Genomic DNA, 23437 nt, shown 5'->3' on the forward strand with positions numbered 1-23437 from the left:
CCGCCTCGCAAATTTCTGTCGCGTGCCAGATCCCGGCGGCGACATGACACGCCATGGATGATCCAGAATGATCGACTTGCATTATTGGCCGACCCCGAACGGTCACAAGATCACGATGTTCCTGGAAGAAACGGGCATCGACTACAACGTCATCCCCGTCGACATCAGCGCGGGCGATCAATTCAAGCCGGATTTTCTTGCCATCGCCCCCAACAACCGCATGCCGGCCATCGTCGATCATGCGCCTGCGGACGGCGGCGCGCCCATCTCGATCTTCGAGTCCGGCGCCATCCTCCTCTATCTCGCGGAGAAGACCGGCCGCTTCATTCCCGCCGACGTGCGCGGACGGAAAAGCGTGCTGGAATGGCTGTTCTGGCAGGTCGGCGGGCTCGGCCCCATGGCGGGGCAGAACCACCATTTCGTCCAGTACGCGCCGGAGCGGATCCCCTATGCCATGGAGCGCTACGTGAAGGAGACCAACCGTCTCTACGGCGTGCTCAACACCCGCCTCGGCAAGAGCGCGAACGTGGCGGGGGAGGACTATTCCATCGCCGACATGGCCATCTATCCCTGGATCGTGCCCTACCTGCGCCAGCAGCAGGACCTCGACACCTTCCCGCACCTCAAGCGCTGGTTCGATGCGGTGGCGGCGCGCCCGGCGACCATCGCCGCCTACGCCAAGGGCGAGCCCTTCACCAAGCGGCCAACGGTGACCGAGGAAGGCAAGAAGATCCTGTTCGGCCAGACCGCGCGGCAGGCCGGATGACGCCGCACCCGGCGCGGGTTACGCTGCACCGGGTGTCAGGCGGAAAGACGCGGGAAAGACGGGTTACGATGGCGCGGCCGAGGGCATTCGACGAGGGCGAGGTACTGGACGCGGCGTTGCGCTGCTTCTGGACCCGCGGCTACGAAGCGACCTCGGTGCGTGACCTTGCCGCCTCCATGGGCCTCACCGGCGCCAGCCTCTACAACGCCTTCGGCGACAAGCGCACGCTCTATGAGAAGGCGCTGGAGCGCTATGCCAGCCACAGCATGGCGGAACGCATCCGCCGGCTGGAGGCCCCCGGCATGGCCCCGCGCGACGCCATAACCGGCTTCTTCCGGGAGACGCTGGAGCGCGCGCTGGACGATCCGGACATGAAGGGCTGCTTCGTCGTGAATGCGGCGGTGGAGATGGGGCCGCATGATCCCGAACTGCGTGCCGCCGCCCTCGCCTCCCTCGGTGAGGTGGAAGCCTTCCTCACCCGCCGCGTCGAGGCCGGCCGCAAGGATGGGACGATCCAGAAGCGGGAGACCGCGCAGGAGTTGGCGCGCATGCTCCTCGGCGTCCACCTCGGCCTGCGCGTGCTGGCACGCCTGCGCCCCGGCCGTGAACTGCTGGAGGGGGTGGTGAAGCCCGCCCTCGCCGCCCTCGATCCGCGCCCGCCGGGCTGATCCGGCAGGCGATCCCTCCCCCGCAGCAGGACGCCTCCCATGATCCGGGCCTATGTGTTCGATGCCTATGGCACGCTGTTCGATGTGCAGTCGGTGAGTGCCGTTACCGATGCAGCCTTCCCCGGCCATGGCGAGATCATCACGCAGGTGTGGCGGATGAAACAGCTGGAATACAGCTGGCTCTGCTCGCTCATGGGGGATTATCAGGACTTCTGGTCCGTCACCCGCCGCGCCCTCACCTACACGCTCGGCATCCTCGGGCTCCAGCCGACCGAAGCGCTGTTCGATGCCCTTGCCGAGGCCTACAACCGCCTGACGCCGTATCCGGACGCCGCCGAGGCGCTGGCCGCCCTCACCGGCGTGCGACGGGCGATCCTCTCCAACGGAAGCCCCGGCATGTTGCAGGCGCTGGTGGGCAACTCGCCGCTGGCGCCCTTCATCGAGGACACCATCAGCGTCGATGCGAAGCGCAGCTTCAAGCCGGACCCTCGTGCCTATGAGCTGGTGGAGGAGCGCCTTGGTGTGAAGCCCGGCGAGGTGATGTTCGTTTCGTCCAACGGGTTCGACATCGCCGGCGCCAAGAAGTTTGGGTTCAACGTCGCCCGCATCTCCCGCGTGCCGGAAGCCGCCCTCGCGGCGGAGCTGGCGGCGACCGGGCCGCTGACGGCCTCGGCCTTCTACCGCGCCTTGCGGACGCAGGAGGAAGCCCTCGGCCATGCGCCGGACGTGGTGGTCGCCAGCCTGTCAGAACTGGTGAGCCGCCACATCGCGGTCTGAGGCGGGGCGCTATTTTGGCAGCGCTTCCATGAAATCCTCCTGAAACTCCTTCAGTTCCACCGGATTGAGATCGGACACCGCCCAATAGGAGAGCCCCGCCTCGCTCCAGCCCATGAGCGTGTAGCCGTCGCGGCCCTTCACCGTGTGGGCGCCGGACGCGCCGGGCCAGACGAAGACGTTGATGACATGGCCATTGCGGCGATAGACCAGCGCCGCCACGACCCGCCCCCCCACATAATCGAGCCGCCCGCCCACCAGCGGAAAGCCGCGGGCGGACAGGTCCACCACCGGCGGGGAGAAATCGATGCGGCCGCCGAACCACGGCTTCACCGTGTGCTGGTTGGAGGAGGCCACGTCGGTGAGGTGGTCGGCCAGTAAGGAGCGCACATGGCCGGCGACCAGTTCGTCCTCCAGCGCGCCCCCGCGCGGCGGCAGAACGGCGATGAAGAGCGCGACCGCCAGCACCGCGAGGGAGGGCACGAGGCTCCAGCGCGCAAAGCGCTCGCGCGAGACGGCCGGCGCGGCGCCCCACAGCCGCCGCCAGAGAGCCGTTGCGGTCCATTCGGTCCCCCGCGTAGTCGAGGCCTCCTCCGCCGCCAAGGCGGCGACCACGCTCCCGTGCAGCCCCTCGGGCACGGGCCAGCGTGCCGCGCCGGAGGAGAGCAGCGCGTGCGCATCTTCCAGCCGCCGCAGGTGCGCCGCGCAGGCGGGGCAGGAGGCCAGATGCCGCTCCACCTCCATCACATGGACGGCGTCGAGTTCCCCGTCGAGGTAGGAATTGAGAAGCGCGTCCCACTCCGCGCAGGGCTCGGGCGTGCGACCCGGATCTTCGCTCATCGCACCGCCTCCGCCCCTCCGGCGACGCGTTCCCACAGGTCGGCGAAATGGCGCCGCGCGCGGGAAAGGCGCGACATGACGGTGCCTACGGGCACGCCCGCAACGTCCGCGATTTCGCGATAGGAGAGGTCATCCAGCTCGCGCAGCACCAGCACCTCGCGCAGGGGCTCGGGCATCAGTTCGAGAGTGCCGCGCACCCGGTCCGCCTGCGCGCGGCGGAGCAGGATGGTTTCGGGCGTCTCGCCGTCCACCAGCAGATCGAGCGCATCCTCCATCCCTGCGTCCTCGTGCGCGGACGGGAGGTCCGGCGCGCGGCGCTGCATCTCGCGGCGGCGATCTTCCCGCCAGTTCAGATGGCAATTGCGCACGATGGCCAGCAGCCAGGCGCGCGCGCTGCCGCCCCGGAAATCGGCGAAGGCGCGATACGCGCGCAGATAGGCCTCCTGCACGATATCCTGCGCGGCGTCCGCATCGCGGGTGAGATAGCGGGCGAGCGTATAGGCGGCGTCGAGATGCGGCAGCATGCTGGCCCGGAAGCGCGCCGCCTCCGTCGAGGTGAGAGGCCGGCCGGGACGCGTCTCCTCGGCGCGCGGGGCAGCGCCCTCCACCGGTGCGGCGCCCACGGCGAAGAGGGCGCGCACCGCAGGGGCAACGGCAGCGAAGAGGCCGCGCAGCCCGCCCGGGCCCGCGCCGCACCACCGCCGCCCGCTTGCCAGCGGGAAGGTCGCAATCGAGATCATCCCATGCCCATTCCAGATGGAGGGAGCGGCCGCAGCCGCTCCCAACAGGGCGTCAGCCGCCCGCTTTCACGATGACCTTTCCGACCATGTGCGGGTGAAGGGAACAGAAATACGAGTAATCTCCCGCATTCGTGAAGGTGAAAGAGAACTTCCCTTCCGTATCGAGAGCCTTCGAGCGGAACGCCTGCTTTTTATCCACCACGGTGTGTGGAATATCGTCATTGTTGATCCAGGTGACCGTGGTCCCCGGCGTCACGGTGACTTCGGCGGGCGTGAAGGTAAAATTGTCGATGCTGACCGTGACGTCCTCGGCGATGGCCGGCGTGGCGAGTGCACCAAGGGCGAGACAGATTGCGAGCGCCGCGACCTGCGGCGGGATGAGAAGACGCGACGGTTTCAAGGGAAGCTCCTTGCTGGATGAGGCCGGCCGCAGCCGGCCGTAACGCGGCGGCGAACGGCGCCTCAGCCTTCAAGGGGGCTGTCGATGATGGCGAGCGGCTCCGAGCCGCGAATGAAATTGACCGTGGCGATGCCGAGATTCTTCCTCAGCTCACCCGCCGGCAGCTTCAGCGGCCCCGGCGAGGGGGCAGTGCCGGGCGCGGGTTGCGGGAAGGCGGTGGAGCGCGCGGTGTGGAAGGAGATGTTGCCCTCCACCTTCTGCATGACCTGATGGATGTGCCCGTTGAGCACCGTCACCGAGCCGAACCTTTTCAGGTAGGACAGGGCCTCCAGCCCATCGGCGGTGCCCCAGCCCCATTCGGGATAGACGGTCCAGAGCGGGATGTGGGCGAACACCACGAGGGGCGTCGAGGATGGCAGGCCGGCGACGTCATTCTCCAGCCATTCCAGCTGCTCGGCGCCGAGATTGCCGAGCCCGCCGGCCTTCAGGTTCACCACGTTGACCAGCGCGATGAAATGCACGCCGCCATGGTCGTAGCTATACCAGCCCGCGCCCTTCGATCCCTTGCCGTAGCGGTCGAGATAGGCCTTGCCCTGCCCCTCATCGAGCAGATCGTGCTCGCCCGGCACGTAGAAGACAGGGATGCCGGCTTCCTTGATGATCTGGTCGGCGTCGTCGAACTCCTTGTCCTTGGACAGGTGGCTGATGTCGCCGGTGTGGATCATGAAGGCGGGCTTTTCCTTCAGGGTTCGGATGCGCGCCACCGCCTCGCGCAGCGTGCCCAGCGCATCCGGATTGGCGGCCTTGTCGAAGCCCACATGGCTGTCTGAAATCTGCAGGAAGGTCAGCGTCTTCGCCGGCTCCGCCGCGAGCGCGCGCCCGAGGCCGACGCCACTTGCCACCCCGCCGGTCACGGACCACAGGATGCCGGTGCCGGCCCAGGTCATGCACTCGAGGAAGCCGCGCCGGTCGATGCCGTCCGCGTCGCGCAAGGGGGCGGTCTCGGAGGACAGCCGTTCGTGTCTGCTCATGGATCTCTCCGCATGGCGCCGGGTGCTCCCGGCGCTGGGACCGCGCGCCCGTTCGGAGCGGCGGCGGTCGAGGCGTGGGCGTCGCCTCAGGGCGTCCCACAGGGGCCAAGACCGGGGAGCGGGACGGTTTATTCCCGACCGGAGAGATTTTTTGCGGCGGAGGACACCGGCAAAGCGGCGAGCCGGCTGCGCAGGCGGGGCACAGTGAACGACACGAAAGCGCGCAGCTTCGCCGCCGGCAGGCGCGCCTCGGGGTAGACGATGGCCACCGGCAAGGGCGGCCCTTCATAATCTTCCAGAAGCAGCACGAGGCGCCCGGCGGCCACCGCCTCTTCCACCTGATAGGAGAGCACGCGCGTGATGCCACGGCCGCGCACGGCGGCGTCGATGGCCGCCTCGGCGCCGTTCACCACATAGTGCGGGCGCACCGTCACTTGCTTGCGCGAGCCGCCGCCGGGACCGGGCGCGAAGCTCCAGATGGCATTGTCGGTGATCTGGGAGAAGGAGACGACGCGGTGGCCGGCGAGGTCCGCCGGCACAAGCGGCACGCCATGGGCGGCGAGATAGGCCGGGCTGGCGCAGACCACGCGGCGCACCTCCCCGACCCGGGTGGCCACGAGGCTGGAATCCGGCAGAGGACCAATGCGCACCGCCGCGTCGTGGCCTTCATCGATGAGGCTCACCACGCGGTCCACCAGCAGCAGACGCGCCTCCAGCTTTGGATTTGCTTCCAGCAATTCCTCCACCAGCGGCGCCACATGCAGCCGCCCGAAGGTGACCGGCGCGGTGAGGGAGAGCAGGCCGCGCGGATCGGTGCGCTCGCCCGCCGCGAGCTGATCCGCCTCGGCGAGTTCGGCGAGGATGGCGCGGCAGGCGGCGAGATAGCTCTCGCCGGCCTTGGTGAGATGCAGCGCACGGGTCGTGCGGTGGAGGAGGCGCGTGCCAAGCCGCTCTTCCAGGAGGGCAACCGCCCGCGTGATGGCCGCCGGCGAGCGCCCGAGCCGCCGTGCCGCACCGGCAAGGCTCCCCTCGTCCAGCGCGGCGACGAAGGCGGTCATGGCGTCGATGCGGTCCATGGTTCGATTTCAGATAATGAAACAATAGCTTTCAGATTATAGCCATTCAGCACAAGAGCGGGAAGCCCTAGCTATTCGTCACCGGGCCGCGATCGAACGCCGGCCCGACCCCAAGCGAAACGCGAAAGGCGCCCCCATGGACCACACCAGCCGCATCCCGGCCCTCGATCCCGCCACCACCGCCGGCAAGGCCAAGGAGCTGCTCTCCGCCGTCCAGGCGAAGTTCGGCGCCACGCCGAACCTGTTCAAGGTCGCCGCCAATGCCCCCGCCGCCCTGGAAGGCCTCATCGGTCTGTCGGGCGCGCTGGGCGGCGGTGCTCTGCCGACGAAGACGCGCGAGAGCCTCGCCATCGCCGTCGCCGAGGTGAATGGTTGTGACTACTGCCTTTCCGCCCATACCCTGATCGGCAAGAGCGCCGGCCTCACCGACGCCGATGTCACCCTCGCCCGCGCCGGACGCGCGGCGGACAGCAAGGCGGAGGGCGCCCTGGCCTTCGCCCGCGCGGTGGTCGCCAAGCGCGGCCAGGTGAGCGATGCGGAGCTTTCCGCCGCTCGCGCTGCCGGCCTCGACGATGGTGCACTGGTGGAAGTGGTGGCGCATGTCGCCGTGAACATCTTCACCAACTACCTCAACAACGTCGCCGGCACCGAGATCGACTTTCCCGTGGTGCGCTCCGGCGCGCCGCGGGCTGCCTGAGGCCTGCGGCCGGCATCCGAACGCGCTCCGCCGGACGAACCGCCCCTCAAACGGCGGAGCGTGGACGGGTGCCAGCCGAAGCCTCACCGCCGGGCCCCTCACGGGGCCCGGCACCTCGTGTTTTCCGAAGGAGGCTGCCATGTCCGAACCCCATGCGATCCCCCCGTCCAGCGATGTCGCCTTCACGGCGGCGGTGAAGGCGGCGCAGCAGGCGCGCGGCTCGCGCCAGGCCTATGCCCGCGTCGAGGCGCGCGGCGGCTTCCGCACGGAGCTGACGCCGGATTTCGTGCAATTCCTCGGCGCCATCGACACCGCCTTCCTCGCCACCGCGAACGCCGCCGGCCAGCCCTATGTCCAGCATCGCGGCGGACCGAAGGGCTTCATCCGCGTGCTGGATGAACACACCCTCGGCATGGCGGACTTCAGCGGAAACCGGCAGTACATCACGGTCGGCAATGCCTCGGAAAACCCGAAGGCCTTCCTCTTCCTGATGGACTACACCCACCGCCGCCGCATCAAGGTTTGGGGCGAGCTTTCCGTGGTGGAGGGCGATGCGGATCTCGTGGCCCGCCTGATGCCCGAGGACTATGGCGCCATTCCCGAGCGCGCCCTGCTCCTCAAGGTCTCGGCGTGGGACGTCAACTGCCCCCAGCACATCCCGCAGAAGATCGACGCCGTGCTCGTCGCCGCCGCCTTGCAGGAGCGCGAGGCGCGCATCGCCGCCCTGGAAATGGAAGTCACGCGCCTGCGCGGCCTCGTCGGCGCGGGCGACACCGCAGTTACGTGAAGCGAAGCTCCCGTTCACTCGTTCGTGAGCGACGTAACGGGGGCCGCTTCCACCACGAATTCTTCCACAGACAAGCAAAACCGGAACGGGGACGAGCCATGATCGACCTGCGCGAGGACGCGCGTGCCTGTGCCATCGCCGTGATGGCGAAGGCCTCGGCGCCGGGCCGCACCAAGACACGGCTCTGTCCGCCTCTCTCCCCGTCGGAGGCGGCGGCGTTCAACACCGCCTTCATTCAGGACATCGTCGGCAACATCCTCGCCGCCGGACGAACGGCGCCGGTCTCGCCTTATGTGGCCTACGGACCGACCGGAGCTGCGCATTTCTTCGATGCCGTGCTCCCTCCGGGCGTCGGGAGGATGGAGGCCGTGGCCGCCAATTTCGGCGCCTGCCTCACGATGACCCTCGCCCATCTCTTCGCCCTCGGTCATCCCGCGGCGGCCGTTTTGAATTCCGACAGCCCGACGCTGCCCCCTGCCCTGCTCGCGGAGCTCGCGGAAGTTCTCGCCCGGCCCGGCGACCGCGCCGTGCTCGGCCCCTCCACGGACGGCGGCTATTATGTGCTCGGCCTGAAGGCGCCGCACTGGCACCTGTTCGCGGACATCGACTGGAGCACCGAGCGCGTCTTCGAGCAGACGCTGGCCCGCGCCGCCGAGATCGGCCTTCCCGTCCATGTGCTGCCCCCCTGGTACGACGTGGACGATGCACACGCGCTGCGCCTGCTCCATGGCGAGCTGATCGCCGGCGTCCCCTTCGGCACCACGCCCTTCGCCCGCGGCGCGGCGCGCAACAGCGCGGACCTGCTCCGGCGCCTTCTCGCCCAGGGACGCCTCGCCAAACGGCTCGGCCTGCCCATCGCCGACATCGATCCTCCCTGCCGCCGCGCCTCCTGATCGCGGCCGCCTCTCCTTCCAGCAACGGACCTTGCCGATGAACGCCCTCACCCCCGGCGCGCCCGCCATCTCCAAACGCTATTTCGAGCGGGTGGAAACGGACCGCACCAGCGTGCCGGTCCGGAAACCGGTGTGCCTCTATCTGGAGACCACGAACCGCTGCAACCTGCTCTGCACCACCTGCCCGCGCACCTATGAGGAGCTTGAGCCGCCGGCGGACATGAGCTGGGAGCTGTTCACCTCCATCGTGGACCAGATCCCCGACCTCGAGCGCTGCGTGCTCCATGGCGTGGGCGAGCCCATGCTGGTGCCAGACCTCGACCGCATGGTCCGCTACCTGAAGGACCGCGGCACCTACGTGCTGTTCAACACCAACGGCACGGTGCTGACCGAGAAGAACGGCCGGGCGATGATCGCCGCCGGCCTCGACGAATTGCGCGTCTCCCTCGACGCCGCCAACGCCCATTCCTACCGCGCCATCCGCGGCAAGAACTACTTCGACCGCATCCTGAAGAACGTGCGCGCTTTCCGGGAATTGCAGGAGCGGGAGGGCCACACCAATCCCCGCGTTTCCGCCTGGCTGACGGGCCTCAAGGAGACCATCTCCGAGCTGCCGGACTTCGTGCGCGTGGCGGCGGAGCTGGGGGTGCGGGAGGTCTATCTCCAGCGCCTCGTCTTCTTCGAGCAGGAGGCCATCGGCCGGGCCCGCCCGGACCAGGCGCTCTACGAGCAGATCAACACCGATGAAGCCGCCTATATCGCCGAGGCGGCGCGGGTGGCGGCGGAATTGGGGATGGTCTTTTCCGCCTCCGGCGCGGCCGCCGAGCCTGGCATGAGCCTGAAGCGGCCGGAGGACGGCTCGCCCTGGTCCATGTGCCGGCGGCCGTGGACGGTGATGTACTTCACCGCCAACGGGCGCGCTTTGCCCTGCTGCATCGCGCCCTTCTCCCAGCGCGGCTACGAAAACTACACGCTGGGCGACGCGACAACCCAGTCGCTGTACGACATCTGGCACGGCGACGCCTACAAGGCGTTCCGCGCCGGCCTCCTCTCCGAAACGCCGCCGGCCGCCTGCGCCAATTGCGGCCTGCGCTGGAGCCTCTAGATGGCCCGCGCAGGCGCTCCGAGGGTCGCCCTCGTCATCCCGACGCTGAACGAGGCCGAGGCCATCGCAGCCACGCTCGCGGAGATTCCCACCGGCGTCGTCGATCTCGTGGTGGTCGCCGACGGCGGTTCCACCGACGGCACGCGCGAGATCGCGGCAGCGTCAGGCGCCACCGTGCTCGCCTCAGGCCGCGGCTTCGGCCGCGCCTGTCTGGAAGGCGTGTGCGAGGCCCGCGACGCCGACATTATCGCCTTCATGGATGCGGACGGGGCGGACGATCCCGCCTTCCTGCCGGCGCTGCTGAAGCCGCTCGCCGAGGGCAAGGCGGACTTCGCCATCGCGTCGCGCACCCGGGGCGTGCGCGAGCCGGGCGCAATGGCCTGGCACCAGGTCGCGGCGGGACGGGCGGCAGGCTTCGGCATCCGCGCGCTCTACGGCGTCGCCTATTCGGACATGTGCACCTTCCGCGCCATCCGCCGCGAGGCGCTGGTCGGCCTCGGCATGCGGGAGCTGACCTACGGCTGGAACATCGAGATGCAGATGCGCGCCGCCCGCGCCGGGCTCGCCGTCGTCGAGATTCCCGTCGCCTACCGCCGCCGCAGAGGCGGTGTCTCCAAGGTGGCCGGCAACCTCTCCACCACCCTGACCGCCGGCACCCGCATCGTCTCCACCTTCCTGCGGGTCGCGACCCAGAGCGCCGCGCCCGCCGTCGCGCCGAACAAGATGTGAGTGATCGCCATGCTGCTCCAGCCCTTCGACGATGCCGACGAAATCACCCGCGTTCACCGCGCCGTGCCGGTGCCCTCCGGCTTTCTGCCGCTGATCGAGCGGGCCGACCACCGCGCGCCGTCGGTGTTCCGGCCCGAGAACATGATGCGCGAGGCGCGCCGCCAGAAGGGGCTCGATGCCGGCCCGGTGCCGCGCGTGGTGCTGCTCGATCCCGACGGGGACATGGTGGACTATGTGCGCGCGCATTTCGGCGCCGTCCGCTCGCCTTACTGGGCCTGCTACCACACGGATATGTGGACCTGGGAGGCGGAGGGCCTCTCCTTCGGCATCGTCGGCTATGCGGTGGGCGCGTCCTTCTCCGTGCTGGTGGCGGAGCAGGCCTTCGTCTGCGGCTGTGAGCTTCTGATCTCGGTGGCCTCGGCCGGGCAGATCGCCGCGCACGCGCCGCCCTCCTACCACATCATCATCGAGCGGGCGCTGCGCGACGAGGGCACCAGCTACCACTATCTGCCGCCCGCCGCTTTCGCCCCGGCAGACCCGGAGGTCATCACCATCGCCCGCGCGGCCTGCAGTGATGATACCGGGCCGGTGCTGACCGGCGCCACCTGGACCACCGACGCCCCCTTTCGCGAAACCGAGGCCGCCATCGCCCGCCGCAAGGCGGAGGGCCTGCTGGCGGTCGAGATGGAGGCGGCCGCGCTCTACGCCTTCGCACATGCGCAAGGAAAGCCGGTGCTGTGCCTTGCCCATGTCACCAACCAGCTTGGCCGCGTGCATGGCGATTTCGAGAAGGGCGACCACAACGGCGCGGCGCGCTCCATCGCCCTCGCCGCCGGCTTCGCCACCGCCTGGATGGCGCACTGCGCCGTTCACCCCCGCTGAGAGGACGGCCCGATGCTCGACCGCACCGCCTATCTCGCCCTCGACGCCGAAAGCCTGCCCCACCGCCTCGGCGAACGGCCGGAGCTTTTCCACCGCCTCGGCCCGGCAGAGGCGTGGCAGGTGCGGGAGGTGGGGGACGGCAACCTAAACCTCGTCTTCATCGTCGTGGGGCCGCAGGGCTCTGTCGTGGTGAAGCAGGCGCTGCCCTATGCCCGCGTGGTGGGCGAGAGCTGGCCCATGTCCCTCGACCGCGCCTTCTTCGAGCATGAGGCGCTCTCGCGCCTCGGCGCGCGCGATCCCGGCCGCACGCCGGAACTCCTCTTCTTCGATCCCGCCCAGGCGATGCTCGCCATGGAGCACCTCAGTCCGCACAAGGTGGTGCGCCGCGCCTTCATGGCGGGAGAGGAGCTGCCGCTGCTCGGCACGCATCTCGGGCTCTATCTCGCCCGCACGCTGTTCCGGGGCTCGGACTGGTCGATGCCCACCGTGGCCCGCAAGGCCGACCTCGCCTTGTTCGCGGGCAATGCGGAACTCGCAGGCATCACCGAGGAGCTGGTCTTTTCCGACCCGTTCAAAGCGGCCCCCCTCAACCGGCACACGCCGGGGCTGGACGATATCGCCACCGCCTTCCGCGTCGACCGCGCGCTGAAGCTCGCTGCGGTGGAGATGAAGGCGCGCTTCTGCACCTGCGGCGAGACCCTGCTGCACGGCGACCTGCACACCGGATCGGTGATGGCGACGCCCACCGATACGCGGGTGATCGACGCCGAGTTCGCCCTCTATGGCCCCATGGGCTTTGATGTGGGCGTGTGCCTCGCCAACCTCTGGATGGCGGCATTCGCGCAGGAAGGTCACCGCGCCGATGCGCGGGCGGCGGCCGCCTATTGCGAATTCCTGCTGGCCACCGCCGGCATCCTCTGGCGGACCTTCGAGGCGGAATTCTCCCGCCTCTGGGCCCATGAGCGCACCGGCATCCTCGGCGGCTCCGACCTGTTCGAGGCGCAGGGAGACGAGGCCGGCGCGCAGGTGGCGCTGGCTGCCCATCTCACGTCCGTCTGGCAGGATGCCCTGGGCTTCGCCGGCATGGAGATCAGCCGCCGCATCCTGGGCCTTGCCCATATCGCCGAGTTCGAGACCATCGCGGACGTTAGCCTGCGCGCACGGCTGGAACGGCGCGCCCTCGCCTTCGGCCGGCACCTTGCGCTGAACCGGCGGCAGATCCCCTCCATCGAGGCGGCGAACCTCCTCGCGGAAACGCAAAGGGCGCGGCCATGACCGCGCCCTTTCCCCATCAGCGCCGGGTGATGGCGATGCGGATGATGTCGTCCGCCGGCACGCTTTGGCCTGCGGCCGGCGTCCAGGAGGCGAGCTTCGGCAGGTCATCGCGCGGGATGTCGAGCAGCGCGATCTGCCGGCCAAGGATCGCCACCGTCTCGATGGGCACCGGCACCGCCCGGCCGCCGCGGCCGAACCAGCCTCCCACCGGCACCACCAGCACGATGCCCCCCTCCGGCGTGCGCGCCACCTCGGTGACGAAGCCCAGCGTGCGGTCGTCGAAATCAAGCAGCGGCAGGCCCACGAGATCTCCCACGCGCACCTTCTGGGGAAAGCGCTCGGCCATCCGCTCGGCGGGGGTCAGGTCGTCCTCCCCCGGCGCGGTCTGGGTGTTGGCGTGGGGTGGGCCGGCCGCGAACGCCGGCGCTCCGGCGGCGGTGACGCCGAGGACAAGAGCGAGGGCAAGAACAGAACGACTGGGGCGCATTCGAAGTCTCCAAGATCGTTTGATTGATTATACACACCTATATTTACGATGAACGGTCAACAGTTATTACGCGACACGAAATTAAATTCAATAAATCCGGAGCGAGAGCGATGCACATGAAAGAATACACATCAAGGCGCATGCATCCGCTCCCCTTGCGGATCATGCACTGGACCAACGCCATCGCCATGATCGTGATGATCGGCAGCGGCTGGAAAATCTATAATGACGAGGTGATCTTCGGCTTCCTGCACTTCCCGCAGGCCATCGTGCTCGGCGTCTGGGCGCAGCATGGGCTGCAATGGCACTTCTTCGGCATGTGGGTGCTGGTGCTGAACGGCCTTGCCTATCTCGCCTACGGCATCGTCACCGGCCGCTTCGCGCGCCTGTTCTTCCCCATCCGCTCGAGCGAGGTGGTGTCCGAGGCGCTCGCCGCTTTGACCTTCCGGCTGAAGCACCAGGATCTCACCCACTACAATGCGGTGCAGAAGCTGCTCTATGTGGGCGTGATCACAATCATCGTGGTGCAGGTGGCCTCCGGTCTCGCCATCTGGAAGCCGGTCCAGTTCTCGGGGCTGGTCTCGTTGTTCGGCGGCTTCCAGTCGGCGCGGCTCATCCACTTTCTCGGCATGGCGGCCATCGTGCTGTTCATGGTGGTGCACATGGCCCTCGCGCTGCTGGTGCCGAAGACGCTCGTCGCCATGTTCACGGGCGGCCCGCGCCTGCCCGATCCCGACACGATCCCCGCCGATGGCGCGCCCGCGCCCGATCCTTCGCGCTGACCTGAGGCCACGCCAATGTCCCTCCGCTCCTTCTTCCGGCCGAACCGGGCCTCCATTGCGCGGCCCGACCAGAGCCTGCTCGTGGAGAACCGTGCCCTCCTCGAGCGCATCGACCGCCGCAAGCTGCTGCGCGGCTCGCTGAGCCTCGGCGCGCTGTCGCTTCTTGCCGGCTGCGACATCTCCAATCGCGAAGAGGTGCAGGGCGTCCTGCGGACCGTTTCCGATTTCAACGACGGCGTACAGGCTGCCCTGTTCGATCCAAAGCGGCTCGCCCCCACCTATTCCCGCGACCTCGTGGTGAAGCCGCCGCGCTTCAACGCCTATTACGAGATCGACGAGGTGAAGCCGGTGGACCTCTCCACCTGGCAGCTGGAACTCTCCGGCCTCATCAAGGACAAGCGCCCCTGGACGCTGGATCGCATCAACGCCCTGCCGCAGCAGGAAGTCATCATCCGCCACATCTGCGTGGAGGGATGGGATTATATCGGCCAGTGGTCCGGGCCGAACCTGAGGGACTTCCTTACCCGCGTGGGCGCGGACCTTTCAGCCAAGTATATCGCCTTCTACGGCAATGACGACTACATGGAGAGCATCGACATGGCCTCGGCGCTCCACCCGCAGACCATCCTCGCCACGCACTATGCGGGCGAGCCCATCACCGACCCGTTCGGCGCGCCCATGCGGCTGCGCACGGCGGTGAAGCTCGGGTTCAAGAACCCCAAATGGATCCGCGCCATCGAGGTGACCAACACCTACCCCCTCGGCTTCTGGGAAAAGCAGGGCTTCAACTGGTTCGCGGGCCTGTGACGGCCGGCGCCGCCCGGTGATGGTGCCGCTCGCGAGCCTCCTCCTGTGCCTCCCGCTCGCGCTCCTGCTGTGGGGGGCGCCGGGCTGGTTGCTGGCGCGCGGGCTGGGTTACGGCCGGACAGCCGCGCTCGCGTTGGCTCCGGCGCTCGGATGGGCGACCCAGACGCCGGTCGCCCTCGCCGCGGCGCACCTGTTCGGCCTGTCGCCGGTCGTCATCATCGGATCGGCGGCGGCGGTGGGCCTGTGCGCGCTCGCCCTTCCCCGCGCACGGACTGAAGGGCGCTTTCCGCTGGTCGCGCTGGTGTTCGCCGGCCTCCTCGCGCTGGTGCCGATGCTGGGCGTGCTGCCGAAGGTGCTGCCGGGCGGCGCCATCGCCCTCGCCTCTCCCATCTACGACCACGCCAAGATCATCCTCATCGACGAAATCGCGCAGAACGGATCCATCCCGCCCGCCAACCCGGTGTTCGGGGCGGACGGCGCGGCGGGGACGGTGGCCTATTATTATCTCTGGCACTTCGGCGCGGCGGAACTCGCCATCCTGTCTGGCGCGCACGGCTGGGCCGCGGACGCGGCGGCCACCTGGTTCACGGGCTTCGCGGCGCTCGCCCTCGCGGCGGGGCTCGCCTTCCACCTGCGCCCCGGCATGTCCGCCCCACTCCTCGCGCTCCTCGCCGTGTCGGCCGGGTCCCTCCGGCCGGTGGCGGCGGCGCTGTTCGGCGGCGCGCGGGTGGACCTCGCGCTCGAACCCGCCTCGGGCCTCGCCGGCCTCCTCTATCAGACCAGCTGGAGCCCACATCATGTCGCATCGGCCACCGCCTGCGTGATCGCCGTGCTGCTGATGGCGCGGTTGCGCGCGGGCTCCGATGCCAGGCAAGGAGCGGTACTGGCGGGATTGATCGGGCTGGCGGCAGCGGCGGCCTTCAGCAGTTCGCTGTGGGTGGGTGGCGTCACCTTCGCGCTGGCAGGAACGGCGGCGGCGCTGGTGGTGGTGTTCTTGCCTCCGGCCAGGGGACGCCTGCGCGTCCTTGCGGCATTGGCGGGGGCGGCGCTGGTAGCGCTCGCACTCACCGCGCCCTTGTTGATGGCGCAGATTCAGGCGGCGACGGCGCGGGGCGGCGGCACGCCCATCCAACTTGCCCCGATGCCCGTGCTCGGCCCCGCCTGGACGGACGCGGCAAGGGCGGTGCTCGATCCCCTCGCCTACTGGCTGGTGCTCCTGCCGGTGGAGTTTCCGGCCATCCTGTTTGCCGGCGGGGCGGGTGTGGCGCTGGGGCTTGCCGGGCGTCTGGGCGGAAGGCCGGCCCGGCGCCTCACGCCTCCTCTGGCGGCGCTGGCGGTTGTCGCGCTGGTGGTGAGCGCCACCCTGCAGAGCACGGCGGGCGAGAACAACGATCTCGGCTGGCGCGCCGTGCTGCCCGCGGTCCTGGTGCTCGCGGCCTTTACGGGCGCCGCGCTCTCGGCGGCGCTGTCGATGGCGGTACAGACGATGCGGTCTCGGCGCGCGCGCGCCCTTCTCGCCGCCGGCCTCGCCCTCATCGCCCTCGGACTGCCGGACACCCTCGCCCTCGCCCACCGCAACATCACGGGCGAACCGAGCCCGGACGGCCGCGTCTTCGCCGGCGACCCGGTCCTGTGGCGGGCGGTGCGGCGGGAGGTGGGCCCGAAGGTGCGGATCGCCAGCAACCCGGGGCGACTGGAGAAGCTGACGCCCTGGCCCATCAACCTGTCCTGGGCGCTCCTGTCACGCCGCCGCTCCTGCTTCGGTGGACAGGAGATGGCGCTTGCCTTCGCGCCCCTCTCCGCGTCGGAGCGGGTGGAGGCGGCGGGATTCTTCGACCGGGTGTTCTCCGGCACCGGAACGGCAGAGGACGTGGCGACCTTGCGCCGGGCCTTCGGCTGCGGCGCCATCGTCGTCACCGCGCAGGACGGCGCCTGGACCGCCGATCCCTTCGCGTCCAGTCCGCTTTATCGGCTGACACAAGAGGAAGACGGACGCTGGCGCATCTATGTGGCGCGCGAGGCCGCACGCTGATTTCCCTCTCGAACGCAAAAAGCCGGCAGCGATGGGCGAACCACCGCGGCCGGCTCTTTCAGGCCCGATCAGTTGCTGCCGAGGCCGCGATCACCGAGCTTGAACAGCGCGCGGTCGGCGTCGGAAAGGGTGTGCTCGGCGCTCTGCGCGCCGGCGAAACCGTGGTGACCGCCGGAGATGGCGCCATAACCGAGCGGGGCCTGATCGGCGGGGCCGATGCCGGCGGCGACGCGCAGGCTCTCGCGGTTCACCGCGGTCTCGGTCTCGTCCGCGAAAGCGGCGGTGCCGAAGGCCAGCGCGGAGGCGAGGACGACGAAGGGCAGGATCGACTTACGCATGTATTTTCTCCAGTATCGAAGCGATGATGCTGGATATTCCGCAAGTCTAGGCACCCTGGTTACAGGGAGCGAGAAAGACATGTTCAACAGATTTTGAGGCCGCGCATTTCCCCTTAGCCCCCTCCGCAAACGCTGGCACGTCGAGGTCTCTTCGCTCCGCCGCCGACGCCTCGCATCCTCGTGATCGCGCGGGGCGTAACCTCTGAACACCGGCCCGCGAAGACGAGCTCATGAGGGGGAATTTCATGAGCCGAGAACCCGACCTGGAAGCGCTGATGCGCGCGAGCCAGTCCGGCGATACGCAAGCGCACCGTGTGCTTCTGCAGCATGTGTCCGTGCGCCTGCGCAGCTATTTCCGCAACCGCCTGCGCCGCAGCGGCGCCGGACCGGACGATGCGGAGGATCTGGTGCAGGACACGCTCCTGGTGATCCACACCAAGCGCCATACCTATGACGGCTCCTCGCCCGTCCTCGCCTGGATCTACGGCATTGCCCGCTACAAGCTCATCGATCATCTGCGCCTCAATGCGCGGGCGCTGCGCAATGTTCAGATCGACGAGATGGACGATCTCGCCGACGTCGACAGATACGAGGCGGTGGATACATCGCGGGAACTGCACCGGGCACTGGAGACGCTGCCCCGGCATTTTCGGCTCCCCATCGAATACGTGAAGATCGAAGGCCTCAGCATCGCCGAGGCCGCAGCCCGCATCGGCATGAGCGATGCCGCGGTGAAAATCGGAATCCATCGCGGCATGAAGAAGCTTGCTGCCCTTTTGTCGGAGGCACGCCCATGAACACCGACGACCTCATCGATTTCCTCGCCACCCGCGTCGAGGCCGTGGACCCCGCCCGGCAGGACCGGCTGCTGACGCTCGCCATGGCCGGCTCGCTCTGCCTCGCGGCGGTCGCCTGCATCTTCGCGCTGGGGGTGCGGCCGGACCTGCTGAAGGCCATCGGCACGTTCGGCTTCGTGGTGAAGGTCGGCTTCCTCTCGGCGGTGGTGGTCATCGCGGCCCATGGCCTGCGCCGCGCGGCCCGCGCAGGCCGGGCGAACGGACGGCTGCTGCGCCTTGTGCTCCTGCCTCTGGCGCTGGTGTGGTTCGCGGCGGTGATCCAGATCGTCGCCCTGCCGGCGTCGAGCGGCCTCGGAGGCATGTTCAAGGACTGGCTGGTCTGCGTGGTCGCCATCCCGCTCCTGTCGGTCATTCCGCTCGTGGTGCTGACCCTGGTGCTGCGCGAGACGGCGCCGACCGATCTGCATTATTGCGGCGCGCTGCTTGGTCTCGTAGCCGGCGGCATCGGCGCCCTCGCCTATGCGTCTTTCTGCGTGAATGACGCGCCGGCCTATGTGGGCGTCTGGTATGCGGCCGCACTCGCCATCGTCGCCGGCTTCGGCTGGCTGACGGGACCGCGCTTCCTCAAGTGGTGAGCCCAGCCCGGCCACCGCCCGCCCGCGAAGCGCGGACGATGGCCGGTCATGCCCTTCTCAACGCGCCGTGGGCTTTGCGGGCGCGTCGGCCGGGAGCGAGCGCGCGAGGAAGTCGCGCATCAGGACGGCGATCTCGGCGCCCTTGTCCTCCAGGGCGAAGTGGCCGCTGTTCAGGAGGTGAAGCTCCGCCTTCGGCAGATCCCTCAGATAGGCCCGTGCGCCGGCCGCCGGGAAGATCTCGTCATTGGCTCCCCAGACGATGAGCGTCGGGGGCTTCCGCTCGCGGAAGAAGGCGTGGAACTGCGGATAGAGAGCGATGTTGCTCGCATAGTCCTTGAAAAGATCGAGCATGATCTCGTCCACGCCGGGCCGATCGAGCAGGGCCTGATCCACCAGCCAGGTGTCGGGATCGACCCGCGAGACGTCGGCGACGCCGTTCACATATTGCGAGCGTGTCGCCGCAAGGGTCAGGCCTGCACGGAGCGCCTCGCGGTTGGCCTGTGATCCCTCTGCCCAATAGGCCTTGAGGGGCGACCAGAACGGGCTCAGGCCCTCCTCATAGGCATTGCCGTTCTGCACCACCAGCGCTGTCACCCGCTCGGGATGCTTGAGCGCCAGCCGGTACCCCACCGGCGCGCCGTAATCCATCACGTAGAGCGCATAGCGGTCGGCCTTAAGCGTGCCCATGAGGCCGTCGACCAGATCGGCGAAGGCGGCGAAGCCATAGGTGAACTGCGCGCGGTCCGGCACGCCGCTGTGGCCGAAGCCGGGATAGTCCGGCGCGATCACCCGGTAGCGGTCAGCGAGCAACGGGATGAGGTTTCGGAACATGTGGGAGGATGAGGGAAAGCCGTGCAGCAGCAGAAGCACGGGCGCATCCACCGGCCCCGCCTCACGATAGAAGACCTCCACGCCGCCGATGCTCTTCGAGCGGTAGTGCACCGTGGGCGAGAGCGTGGCCGGCGCCGCGGTTGCGGGCGCAGGCGGCGGGGCCGCGGAGGTGGGGGTCGGCAGCGACAGGGCCACCAGCGCGGCCATCGCGGCAAGTGACATCCGTCCCAAGACGGAAGACGGGGAAAGGATCAGGGGCACGGGGCTGGCTCCATTGAGGGGGAGGCCGCGCCGGATTCTCCGGCGCGGCGAGGACCGGGGTGGGCGTCAGGCGACGCGGGCGAGGAAGCCGCGGATGGCGCCAGCGATCTCGGGCAGGTGGGTTTCCAGCGCGAAGTGGCCCGCGTCGTAGGCGTGCACCTCGGTGGCGGGCACCAGTGCCTTGAACAGGTCGCGCCCCTCGGCGGTGAAGAAGGGATCGTTGTCCCCCCACACCACCAGGATGTTGGGCTGGCGGTCCTTCAGGTAGGACTGGAAGGCGGGATAGGCGCCCACATTGTCCTGATAGCGATAGAGCAGCTCCAGCTGGATGCGGTCATTGCCGGGGCGGTCGAGCAGCGCCTGATCGTGGGTCCAGGTGTCGGGCGAGAGGCGGTCGGCGCGGCTGGACGAGCCGTGCTCGTACTGGAAGCGGGTGGTCTCGGCGGCGAGGAAGCCGCGGACGGGCTTTTCGGTTTCCGCGTTGCGGTCGGTCCAGTAGGGGCCGAAGGCGGCGGCCGCATTGGCGTGGAAGCCTTCGAGGTTCGCCACCGCATTCTGCACGACGAGCCCAGTCACCCGCTCGGGATGCCGGACCGCGAGCCGGAAGCCCACCGGACCGCCGTAATCCTGCATGTAGAGCGCATAGCGGCGGATGCCGAGGCCTTCGAGCAGCGCCTCCACCACGTCCGCGAGCTTGTCGAAGCTGTAGGCGAAAGCCTCCGGCGCCGGCGCGCTGGACTGGCCGAAGCCCGGATAGTCGGGCGCGATCACCCGGTAGCGGTCGGCGAGGGCCGGAATGAGGTTGCGGAACATGTGCGAGGAGGAGGGAAAGCCGTGCAACAGCACGACCACCGGCGCATCGGCCGGGCCGGCCTCCCGGTAGAAGATGTCCTGCCCCTGGATGGAGGCACGGTGGTAGGCGACCTCGGTTCCGGCACCGGAGCGCGCGGCGGTGTTGACAGCGTGCATGGGATATCTCCACGTAACTGGCTTAATGCCAATTATGGGGTTACATGCCCAATCAAACCTGTCAATGTGAATTTTAGTGGTTACGGAGACGCTGCCCGCTTGTGCCCGACCGGTAATGGCCTATCTTTCCGGTTACACCTCCATTCCGAGCGGCCCAGAATGGGCAGAGACGAGAGGATCGCGTGACGACACCGCAAGAGAGCGATTTCCGCGACGGGATGCCCTTCCTGGGCAGCCGCCTGTGGATCGATCTCGTCAATTCCGCCCCGGTCGCGCTGGGGGATTTTCTGGGCACCGACGAGGGCTGGCAGCGCTGGCTGAAAGCGGCCGGCCTCGAAGGGGCCAGCGCCGATGCGCTGCGTCGGGAGGCGCTCGCCCTGCGCGAGACGCTCGCCCGCCTGTTCGAATGCCTGAGCACCGGCGCGAAGCCGAAGCCGGCGGATGTTGAGGTCATCAATGCCCTGCTGGCGGCGGGTGCGCCCCAGCCGCACCTTGTCTGGCGGGGTGACGCGCTGGAGGTGGAGCATCGCCGGCCCGAAGGCGCCGGGCCGCTGGCCGCCATCGCTGCCGATTTCGCCGATTTCGCCGCCTATTATGAGCGTGCGCGGCTCAGGCACTGTGCCAATCCCGAGTGCAGTCTCGTCTTCTACGACACCGCCCGCAACGGCACCCGCCGCTGGTGCTCCATGGCTGCCTGCGGCAACCGCAGCAAGGTGCGGAGCCACCGCCTGCGGGCTTCGGCGGTCACCGAGGGCTAGCGCGCCGATAGCTGCGTCGCTTCGCAAGCGCCCCTGCCGGCGGTTGGCAGTCCGCATCGACCGGCGGCACGAAGAAGGTTGCGCGGCCCAGACGGGCCTCGAACTCCAGCGCCGGGACGGGCCGGCCGAAGAGATAGCCCTGTCCCTCCGGACACCCGCGCTCGGTGAGGTAGGCGCGCTCGGCCTCGGTCTCGATGCCCTCGGCGATGACATCCATGTCCAGCGCCCGCCCCATCTCCAGGATGGCGGAAATCACCGCCGCCTCGCGCGGCGAGCGCAGCATGGCCTGAACGAAGCTGCGATCGATCTTGATGCAGTTCACCGGGCACCGCGTCAGCATGCTGAGCGAGGCATAACCGGTACCGAAATCGTCGAAGGCGATGCGCACGCCCATCTGCCGGAGCCGCGTCAGCACATCCATGGCGGTGGAATGGTCCGACAGGACGATGTTCTCGGTGATCTCGAGCTCCAGCGCCTCCGGCGGCAGGCCGTGCCGGGCCAGGGCCTCCGCCACCTCGCGGGGCAGATCGCCGGTGCGGAATTGCGACGCGAAGAGATTGACGGCGATGCGGAAATCCGTGGCCCCCTGCCGCCGCCAGCGGGCCGCCTGTGCGCACCCTTCCTCGATCACCCAGTGCCCGACCGGGAGCGCCAGCGCGCCCGCTTCCAGCGCCGGCAGGAAGGCCGCGGGAGACAGCAGGCCACGGCTGGGATGCAGCCAGCGGATGAGCGCCTCCGCGCCGACCAGCGCCCCATCGGACAACCGCACCTGCGGCTGGTAGAAGAGCACGAACTCCCCGTTGGCCACCGCCCGGTGGAGATCGATGCTGGAGAGGCGGCGGTCGAGCGCATCGGTGCGCAGCGCCGGCGAATAAAGCGCGATGCTCGCGCTCCCTTTCGCCTTGCCGGCATGGAGCGCGAGGTCGGCGTCGCCGATGAGTTCCACCGGCTCCAGGGCATCCCGCGGCGAAAGCGCAATGCCGCAACTGGCAGAGATCTGCATCTCCTCGTGCCCGGTGGGCGCGAGCTCGGAGATCCTTCCGAGGAGCCGGCGGGCAAAGGGCTCCGCCGCATCCTCCGTCAGACCGCCAACCAGAACGGCGAACTCGTCGCCGCCCATGCGGGCGACGGCGGCCCCCTTCGGCACCTCGGTGGACAGCATTTGGCCGATCGCTCTCAACACGTCATCGCCCGAGGTGGGGCCGAGGATGTTGTTGATGTCCTTGAAGCCGTCCACATCGATCATCAGCAGCCCGCACGGCCGGCCGGTGAGAAGCGCCGCCTCCACCGCTCGGTAGAAGTGGCGGCGGTTGGGCAGGCTCGTCAGGGCATCGATTTGGGCGAGATGTGCGAGCTGTTCCGGTCCCACCACCCGGCTCGGTGTCGCCATGCCGCCCACCGAGGCGGCGATGGCCATCCGGCGCATCTCCAGCCGGTCCATGACCATGTGCGCCAGATCGCTCAGGCGGACACGATCCTCGTCGGTAAAGCCGTCATAGGGGACTGTATCGAGGATGCAGAGCACGCCGATGGCATGCCCGTCCGACGAGAGCAGGGGGAATCCGGCATAGAAGCGGATGTTGGTAGCCCCGGAAACCAGGGGATTGTCGTGGAAGCGCTCGTCGTGCGTGGCATCCGGCACCACCATTGTGGCGCCCTGGAGGATGGTGTGGGCACAGAAGGAGACTTCCCGCCGCTTGTCCACATCGTCGCCGAAGCCCGCGCTTGCGGCGAAAAAGACGCTGTCGGCGCCGATCATGTTCACGGCGGCCATCGGCACATTGAAGATGCGCAGCGCAATCTCCACCAGCGGCGTGAGCCCCGCGACCGTTCCCTCCCCGGCAAGGCCGTAGCTATCGAGCGCCGCGAGCCGGTCCTTCTCGTGGGGAGGTATTGGAGGACATTTCATCCCTTTTCCCCTTTTCGCCAGCAGGTTAAGCCAAACGAAACCGGGTCGTTATTTCGCTTTAAAGTAGCACCAAACGGCCGGGAACGCGAGGAGAGCGTGCGCCGAGCCGTCTCAGGATTGATACGTAAGCTTGGGCTTACCCGGGTCCCGCCGCGCCCGGCCGAAACG

The 23437-nt window shown here is 68.7% G+C and carries 26 protein-coding genes; 16 read left to right on the forward strand and 10 right to left on the reverse strand.

Annotation, left to right across the window (positions count from 1 at the left end):
• Window positions 1-67: 67 nt before the first annotated feature.
• The 3 genes from ACT535_RS04290 (at window position 68) to ACT535_RS04300 (ending at window position 2211) form a co-directional block, all read left to right on the forward strand.
• On the forward strand, window positions 68-766 hold the full coding sequence (locus tag ACT535_RS04290; RefSeq protein ID WP_476363465.1) for a glutathione binding-like protein: 699 nt from the start codon (window positions 68-70) through the stop codon (window positions 764-766).
• A 68-nt stretch (window positions 767-834) separates the two neighbouring features.
• Entirely contained in the window at window positions 835-1434 is a 600-nt protein-coding gene (locus ACT535_RS04295) for a TetR/AcrR family transcriptional regulator (RefSeq protein ID WP_476363466.1), read from the forward strand.
• A 39-nt stretch (window positions 1435-1473) separates the two neighbouring features.
• Window positions 1474-2211: a haloacid dehalogenase type II gene (locus ACT535_RS04300; RefSeq protein WP_476363467.1), complete on the forward strand. Its 738-nt coding sequence runs from the start codon at window positions 1474-1476 to the stop codon at window positions 2209-2211.
• Between the two features lie 9 nt (window positions 2212-2220).
• Here the strand turns inward: ACT535_RS04300 and ACT535_RS04305 are convergent, their stop codons facing one another.
• From ACT535_RS04305 to ACT535_RS04325, 5 genes are all read right to left on the reverse strand, one after another.
• Complete coding sequence (locus ACT535_RS04305; protein WP_476363468.1) at window positions 2221-3048, reverse strand: anti-sigma factor family protein; 828 nt, start codon at window positions 3046-3048, stop codon at window positions 2221-2223.
• A complete protein-coding gene (locus ACT535_RS04310) occupies window positions 3045-3788 on the reverse strand; it encodes a sigma-70 family RNA polymerase sigma factor (RefSeq protein WP_476363469.1) in 744 nt (247 codons plus the stop codon). The genes ACT535_RS04305 and ACT535_RS04310 overlap by 4 nt, the downstream gene beginning before the upstream one ends.
• Before the next feature lie 52 nt (window positions 3789-3840).
• Entirely contained in the window at window positions 3841-4188 is a 348-nt protein-coding gene (locus ACT535_RS04315) for a cupredoxin domain-containing protein (RefSeq protein ID WP_476363470.1), read from the reverse strand.
• 62 nt (window positions 4189-4250) lie between these two features.
• Window positions 4251-5219 carry a metallophosphoesterase family protein gene (locus tag ACT535_RS04320; RefSeq protein ID WP_476363471.1) on the reverse strand — a complete coding sequence of 323 codons (969 nt, stop codon included), beginning with the start codon at window positions 5217-5219 and terminating at the stop codon, window positions 4251-4253.
• Window positions 5220-5347: 128 nt separating this feature from the next.
• Window positions 5348-6295 carry a LysR family transcriptional regulator gene (locus tag ACT535_RS04325; protein ID WP_476363472.1) on the reverse strand — a complete coding sequence of 316 codons (948 nt, stop codon included), beginning with the start codon at window positions 6293-6295 and terminating at the stop codon, window positions 5348-5350.
• Between the two features lie 136 nt (window positions 6296-6431).
• Here ACT535_RS04325 and ACT535_RS04330 point away from each other — a divergent pair, with 136 nt between their 5' ends.
• From ACT535_RS04330 to mtnK, 7 genes are all read left to right on the forward strand, one after another.
• On the forward strand, window positions 6432-6992 hold the full coding sequence (locus ACT535_RS04330; RefSeq protein WP_476363473.1) for a carboxymuconolactone decarboxylase family protein: 561 nt from the start codon (window positions 6432-6434) through the stop codon (window positions 6990-6992).
• A 139-nt stretch (window positions 6993-7131) separates the two neighbouring features.
• Window positions 7132-7779, forward strand: a complete 648-nt coding sequence (locus ACT535_RS04335) for a pyridoxamine 5'-phosphate oxidase family protein (protein ID WP_476363474.1) — start codon at window positions 7132-7134, stop codon at window positions 7777-7779.
• A 98-nt stretch (window positions 7780-7877) separates the two neighbouring features.
• Entirely contained in the window at window positions 7878-8672 is a 795-nt protein-coding gene (locus tag ACT535_RS04340) for a TIGR04282 family arsenosugar biosynthesis glycosyltransferase (protein ID WP_476363475.1), read from the forward strand.
• Between the two features lie 37 nt (window positions 8673-8709).
• Window positions 8710-9777, forward strand: a complete 1068-nt coding sequence (locus ACT535_RS04345; protein ID WP_476363476.1) for a radical SAM protein — start codon at window positions 8710-8712, stop codon at window positions 9775-9777.
• A complete protein-coding gene (locus tag ACT535_RS04350) occupies window positions 9778-10506 on the forward strand; it encodes a glycosyltransferase family 2 protein (protein WP_476363477.1) in 729 nt (242 codons plus the stop codon).
• A 9-nt stretch (window positions 10507-10515) separates the two neighbouring features.
• Window positions 10516-11388 (forward strand): nucleoside phosphorylase, encoded by an 873-nt coding sequence (locus ACT535_RS04355; RefSeq protein ID WP_476363990.1) that lies wholly within the window; start codon window positions 10516-10518, stop codon window positions 11386-11388.
• A gap of 12 nt (window positions 11389-11400) precedes the next feature.
• Window positions 11401-12663, forward strand: coding sequence for an S-methyl-5-thioribose kinase (gene mtnK, locus ACT535_RS04360; protein ID WP_476363478.1), 1263 nt, complete (start codon window positions 11401-11403; stop codon window positions 12661-12663).
• A gap of 16 nt (window positions 12664-12679) precedes the next feature.
• Here the strand turns inward: mtnK and ACT535_RS04365 are convergent, their stop codons facing one another.
• Window positions 12680-13150, reverse strand: a complete 471-nt coding sequence (locus ACT535_RS04365) for a PRC-barrel domain-containing protein (protein WP_476363479.1) — start codon at window positions 13148-13150, stop codon at window positions 12680-12682.
• A gap of 140 nt (window positions 13151-13290) precedes the next feature.
• On the opposite strand from ACT535_RS04365, the gene ACT535_RS04370 reads away from it, so the two are divergent.
• Genes ACT535_RS04370 through ACT535_RS04380 form a run of 3 tightly spaced genes read left to right on the forward strand, consistent with a single transcriptional unit; the run spans window position 13291 to window position 16771 of the window.
• On the forward strand, window positions 13291-13932 hold the full coding sequence (locus ACT535_RS04370; RefSeq protein ID WP_476363480.1) for a cytochrome b/b6 domain-containing protein: 642 nt from the start codon (window positions 13291-13293) through the stop codon (window positions 13930-13932).
• A gap of 15 nt (window positions 13933-13947) precedes the next feature.
• Window positions 13948-14739: a molybdopterin-dependent oxidoreductase gene (locus ACT535_RS04375; protein WP_476363481.1), complete on the forward strand. Its 792-nt coding sequence runs from the start codon at window positions 13948-13950 to the stop codon at window positions 14737-14739.
• 16 nt (window positions 14740-14755) lie between these two features.
• Window positions 14756-16771, forward strand: coding sequence for a hypothetical protein (locus ACT535_RS04380; protein ID WP_476363482.1), 2016 nt, complete (start codon window positions 14756-14758; stop codon window positions 16769-16771).
• 68 nt (window positions 16772-16839) lie between these two features.
• Here the strand turns inward: ACT535_RS04380 and ACT535_RS04385 are convergent, their stop codons facing one another.
• Entirely contained in the window at window positions 16840-17109 is a 270-nt protein-coding gene (locus ACT535_RS04385) for a hypothetical protein (RefSeq protein WP_168458134.1), read from the reverse strand.
• A 245-nt stretch (window positions 17110-17354) separates the two neighbouring features.
• Here ACT535_RS04385 and ACT535_RS04390 point away from each other — a divergent pair, with 245 nt between their 5' ends.
• Together ACT535_RS04390 and ACT535_RS04395 are read left to right on the forward strand one after the other, a co-directional pair.
• Window positions 17355-17906, forward strand: coding sequence for a sigma-70 family RNA polymerase sigma factor (locus ACT535_RS04390; RefSeq protein WP_168458135.1), 552 nt, complete (start codon window positions 17355-17357; stop codon window positions 17904-17906).
• Window positions 17903-18541 carry a DUF1109 domain-containing protein gene (locus ACT535_RS04395; protein ID WP_168458136.1) on the forward strand — a complete coding sequence of 213 codons (639 nt, stop codon included), beginning with the start codon at window positions 17903-17905 and terminating at the stop codon, window positions 18539-18541. Before ACT535_RS04390 ends, ACT535_RS04395 begins: the two co-directional genes overlap by 4 nt.
• A 57-nt stretch (window positions 18542-18598) precedes the next feature.
• Here ACT535_RS04395 and ACT535_RS04400 read toward each other — a convergent pair whose 3' ends face one another.
• Together ACT535_RS04400 and ACT535_RS04405 are read right to left on the reverse strand one after the other, a co-directional pair.
• Entirely contained in the window at window positions 18599-19594 is a 996-nt protein-coding gene (locus tag ACT535_RS04400; RefSeq protein WP_476363483.1) for an alpha/beta fold hydrolase, read from the reverse strand.
• Between the two features lie 105 nt (window positions 19595-19699).
• Complete coding sequence (locus ACT535_RS04405) at window positions 19700-20602, reverse strand: alpha/beta fold hydrolase (protein WP_476363484.1); 903 nt, start codon at window positions 20600-20602, stop codon at window positions 19700-19702.
• Between the two features lie 182 nt (window positions 20603-20784).
• On the opposite strand from ACT535_RS04405, the gene ACT535_RS04410 reads away from it, so the two are divergent.
• Entirely contained in the window at window positions 20785-21360 is a 576-nt protein-coding gene (locus ACT535_RS04410) for a CGNR zinc finger domain-containing protein (RefSeq protein ID WP_476363485.1), read from the forward strand.
• On the opposite strand, the gene ACT535_RS04415 is transcribed toward ACT535_RS04410, so the two are convergent.
• Window positions 21347-23269, reverse strand: coding sequence for a sensor domain-containing phosphodiesterase (locus ACT535_RS04415; RefSeq protein ID WP_476363486.1), 1923 nt, complete (start codon window positions 23267-23269; stop codon window positions 21347-21349). The genes ACT535_RS04410 and ACT535_RS04415 overlap by 14 nt on opposite strands.
• Window positions 23270-23437: the final 168 nt, after the last annotated feature.

This window comes from Xanthobacter sp. DMC12 (genome assembly GCF_056314105.1).

What these genes read in the sequence shown, in the direction of transcription:
- ACT535_RS04390 (WP_168458135.1), top strand. Translation starts at nt 17,355, where the DNA reads ATGAGCCGAGAACCCGACCTGGAAGCGCTGATGCGCGCGAGCCAGTCC.
- ACT535_RS04385 (WP_168458134.1), bottom strand. Translation starts at nt 17,109, where the DNA reads ATGCGTAAGTCGATCCTGCCCTTCGTCGTCCTCGCCTCCGCGCTGGCC.
- ACT535_RS04395 (WP_168458136.1), top strand. Translation starts at nt 17,903, where the DNA reads ATGAACACCGACGACCTCATCGATTTCCTCGCCACCCGCGTCGAGGCC.
- ACT535_RS04330 (WP_476363473.1), top strand. Translation starts at nt 6,432, where the DNA reads ATGGACCACACCAGCCGCATCCCGGCCCTCGATCCCGCCACCACCGCC.
- ACT535_RS04335 (WP_476363474.1), top strand. Translation starts at nt 7,132, where the DNA reads ATGTCCGAACCCCATGCGATCCCCCCGTCCAGCGATGTCGCCTTCACG.
- ACT535_RS04340 (WP_476363475.1), top strand. Translation starts at nt 7,878, where the DNA reads ATGATCGACCTGCGCGAGGACGCGCGTGCCTGTGCCATCGCCGTGATG.
- mtnK (WP_476363478.1), top strand. Translation starts at nt 11,401, where the DNA reads ATGCTCGACCGCACCGCCTATCTCGCCCTCGACGCCGAAAGCCTGCCC.
- ACT535_RS04400 (WP_476363483.1), bottom strand. Translation starts at nt 19,594, where the DNA reads ATGTCACTTGCCGCGATGGCCGCGCTGGTGGCCCTGTCGCTGCCGACC.
- ACT535_RS04300 (WP_476363467.1), top strand. Translation starts at nt 1,474, where the DNA reads ATGATCCGGGCCTATGTGTTCGATGCCTATGGCACGCTGTTCGATGTG.
- ACT535_RS04290 (WP_476363465.1), top strand. Translation starts at nt 68, where the DNA reads ATGATCGACTTGCATTATTGGCCGACCCCGAACGGTCACAAGATCACG.
- ACT535_RS04310 (WP_476363469.1), bottom strand. Translation starts at nt 3,788, where the DNA reads ATGATCTCGATTGCGACCTTCCCGCTGGCAAGCGGGCGGCGGTGGTGC.
- ACT535_RS04375 (WP_476363481.1), top strand. Translation starts at nt 13,948, where the DNA reads ATGTCCCTCCGCTCCTTCTTCCGGCCGAACCGGGCCTCCATTGCGCGG.
- ACT535_RS04325 (WP_476363472.1), bottom strand. Translation starts at nt 6,295, where the DNA reads ATGGACCGCATCGACGCCATGACCGCCTTCGTCGCCGCGCTGGACGAG.
- ACT535_RS04350 (WP_476363477.1), top strand. Translation starts at nt 9,778, where the DNA reads ATGGCCCGCGCAGGCGCTCCGAGGGTCGCCCTCGTCATCCCGACGCTG.
- ACT535_RS04320 (WP_476363471.1), bottom strand. Translation starts at nt 5,219, where the DNA reads ATGAGCAGACACGAACGGCTGTCCTCCGAGACCGCCCCCTTGCGCGAC.
- ACT535_RS04295 (WP_476363466.1), top strand. Translation starts at nt 835, where the DNA reads ATGGCGCGGCCGAGGGCATTCGACGAGGGCGAGGTACTGGACGCGGCG.
- ACT535_RS04305 (WP_476363468.1), bottom strand. Translation starts at nt 3,048, where the DNA reads ATGAGCGAAGATCCGGGTCGCACGCCCGAGCCCTGCGCGGAGTGGGAC.
- ACT535_RS04365 (WP_476363479.1), bottom strand. Translation starts at nt 13,150, where the DNA reads ATGCGCCCCAGTCGTTCTGTTCTTGCCCTCGCTCTTGTCCTCGGCGTC.
- ACT535_RS04345 (WP_476363476.1), top strand. Translation starts at nt 8,710, where the DNA reads ATGAACGCCCTCACCCCCGGCGCGCCCGCCATCTCCAAACGCTATTTC.
- ACT535_RS04355 (WP_476363990.1), top strand. Translation starts at nt 10,516, where the DNA reads ATGCTGCTCCAGCCCTTCGACGATGCCGACGAAATCACCCGCGTTCAC.
- ACT535_RS04405 (WP_476363484.1), bottom strand. Translation starts at nt 20,602, where the DNA reads ATGCACGCTGTCAACACCGCCGCGCGCTCCGGTGCCGGAACCGAGGTC.
- ACT535_RS04415 (WP_476363486.1), bottom strand. Translation starts at nt 23,269, where the DNA reads ATGAAATGTCCTCCAATACCTCCCCACGAGAAGGACCGGCTCGCGGCG.
- ACT535_RS04370 (WP_476363480.1), top strand. Translation starts at nt 13,291, where the DNA reads ATGCATCCGCTCCCCTTGCGGATCATGCACTGGACCAACGCCATCGCC.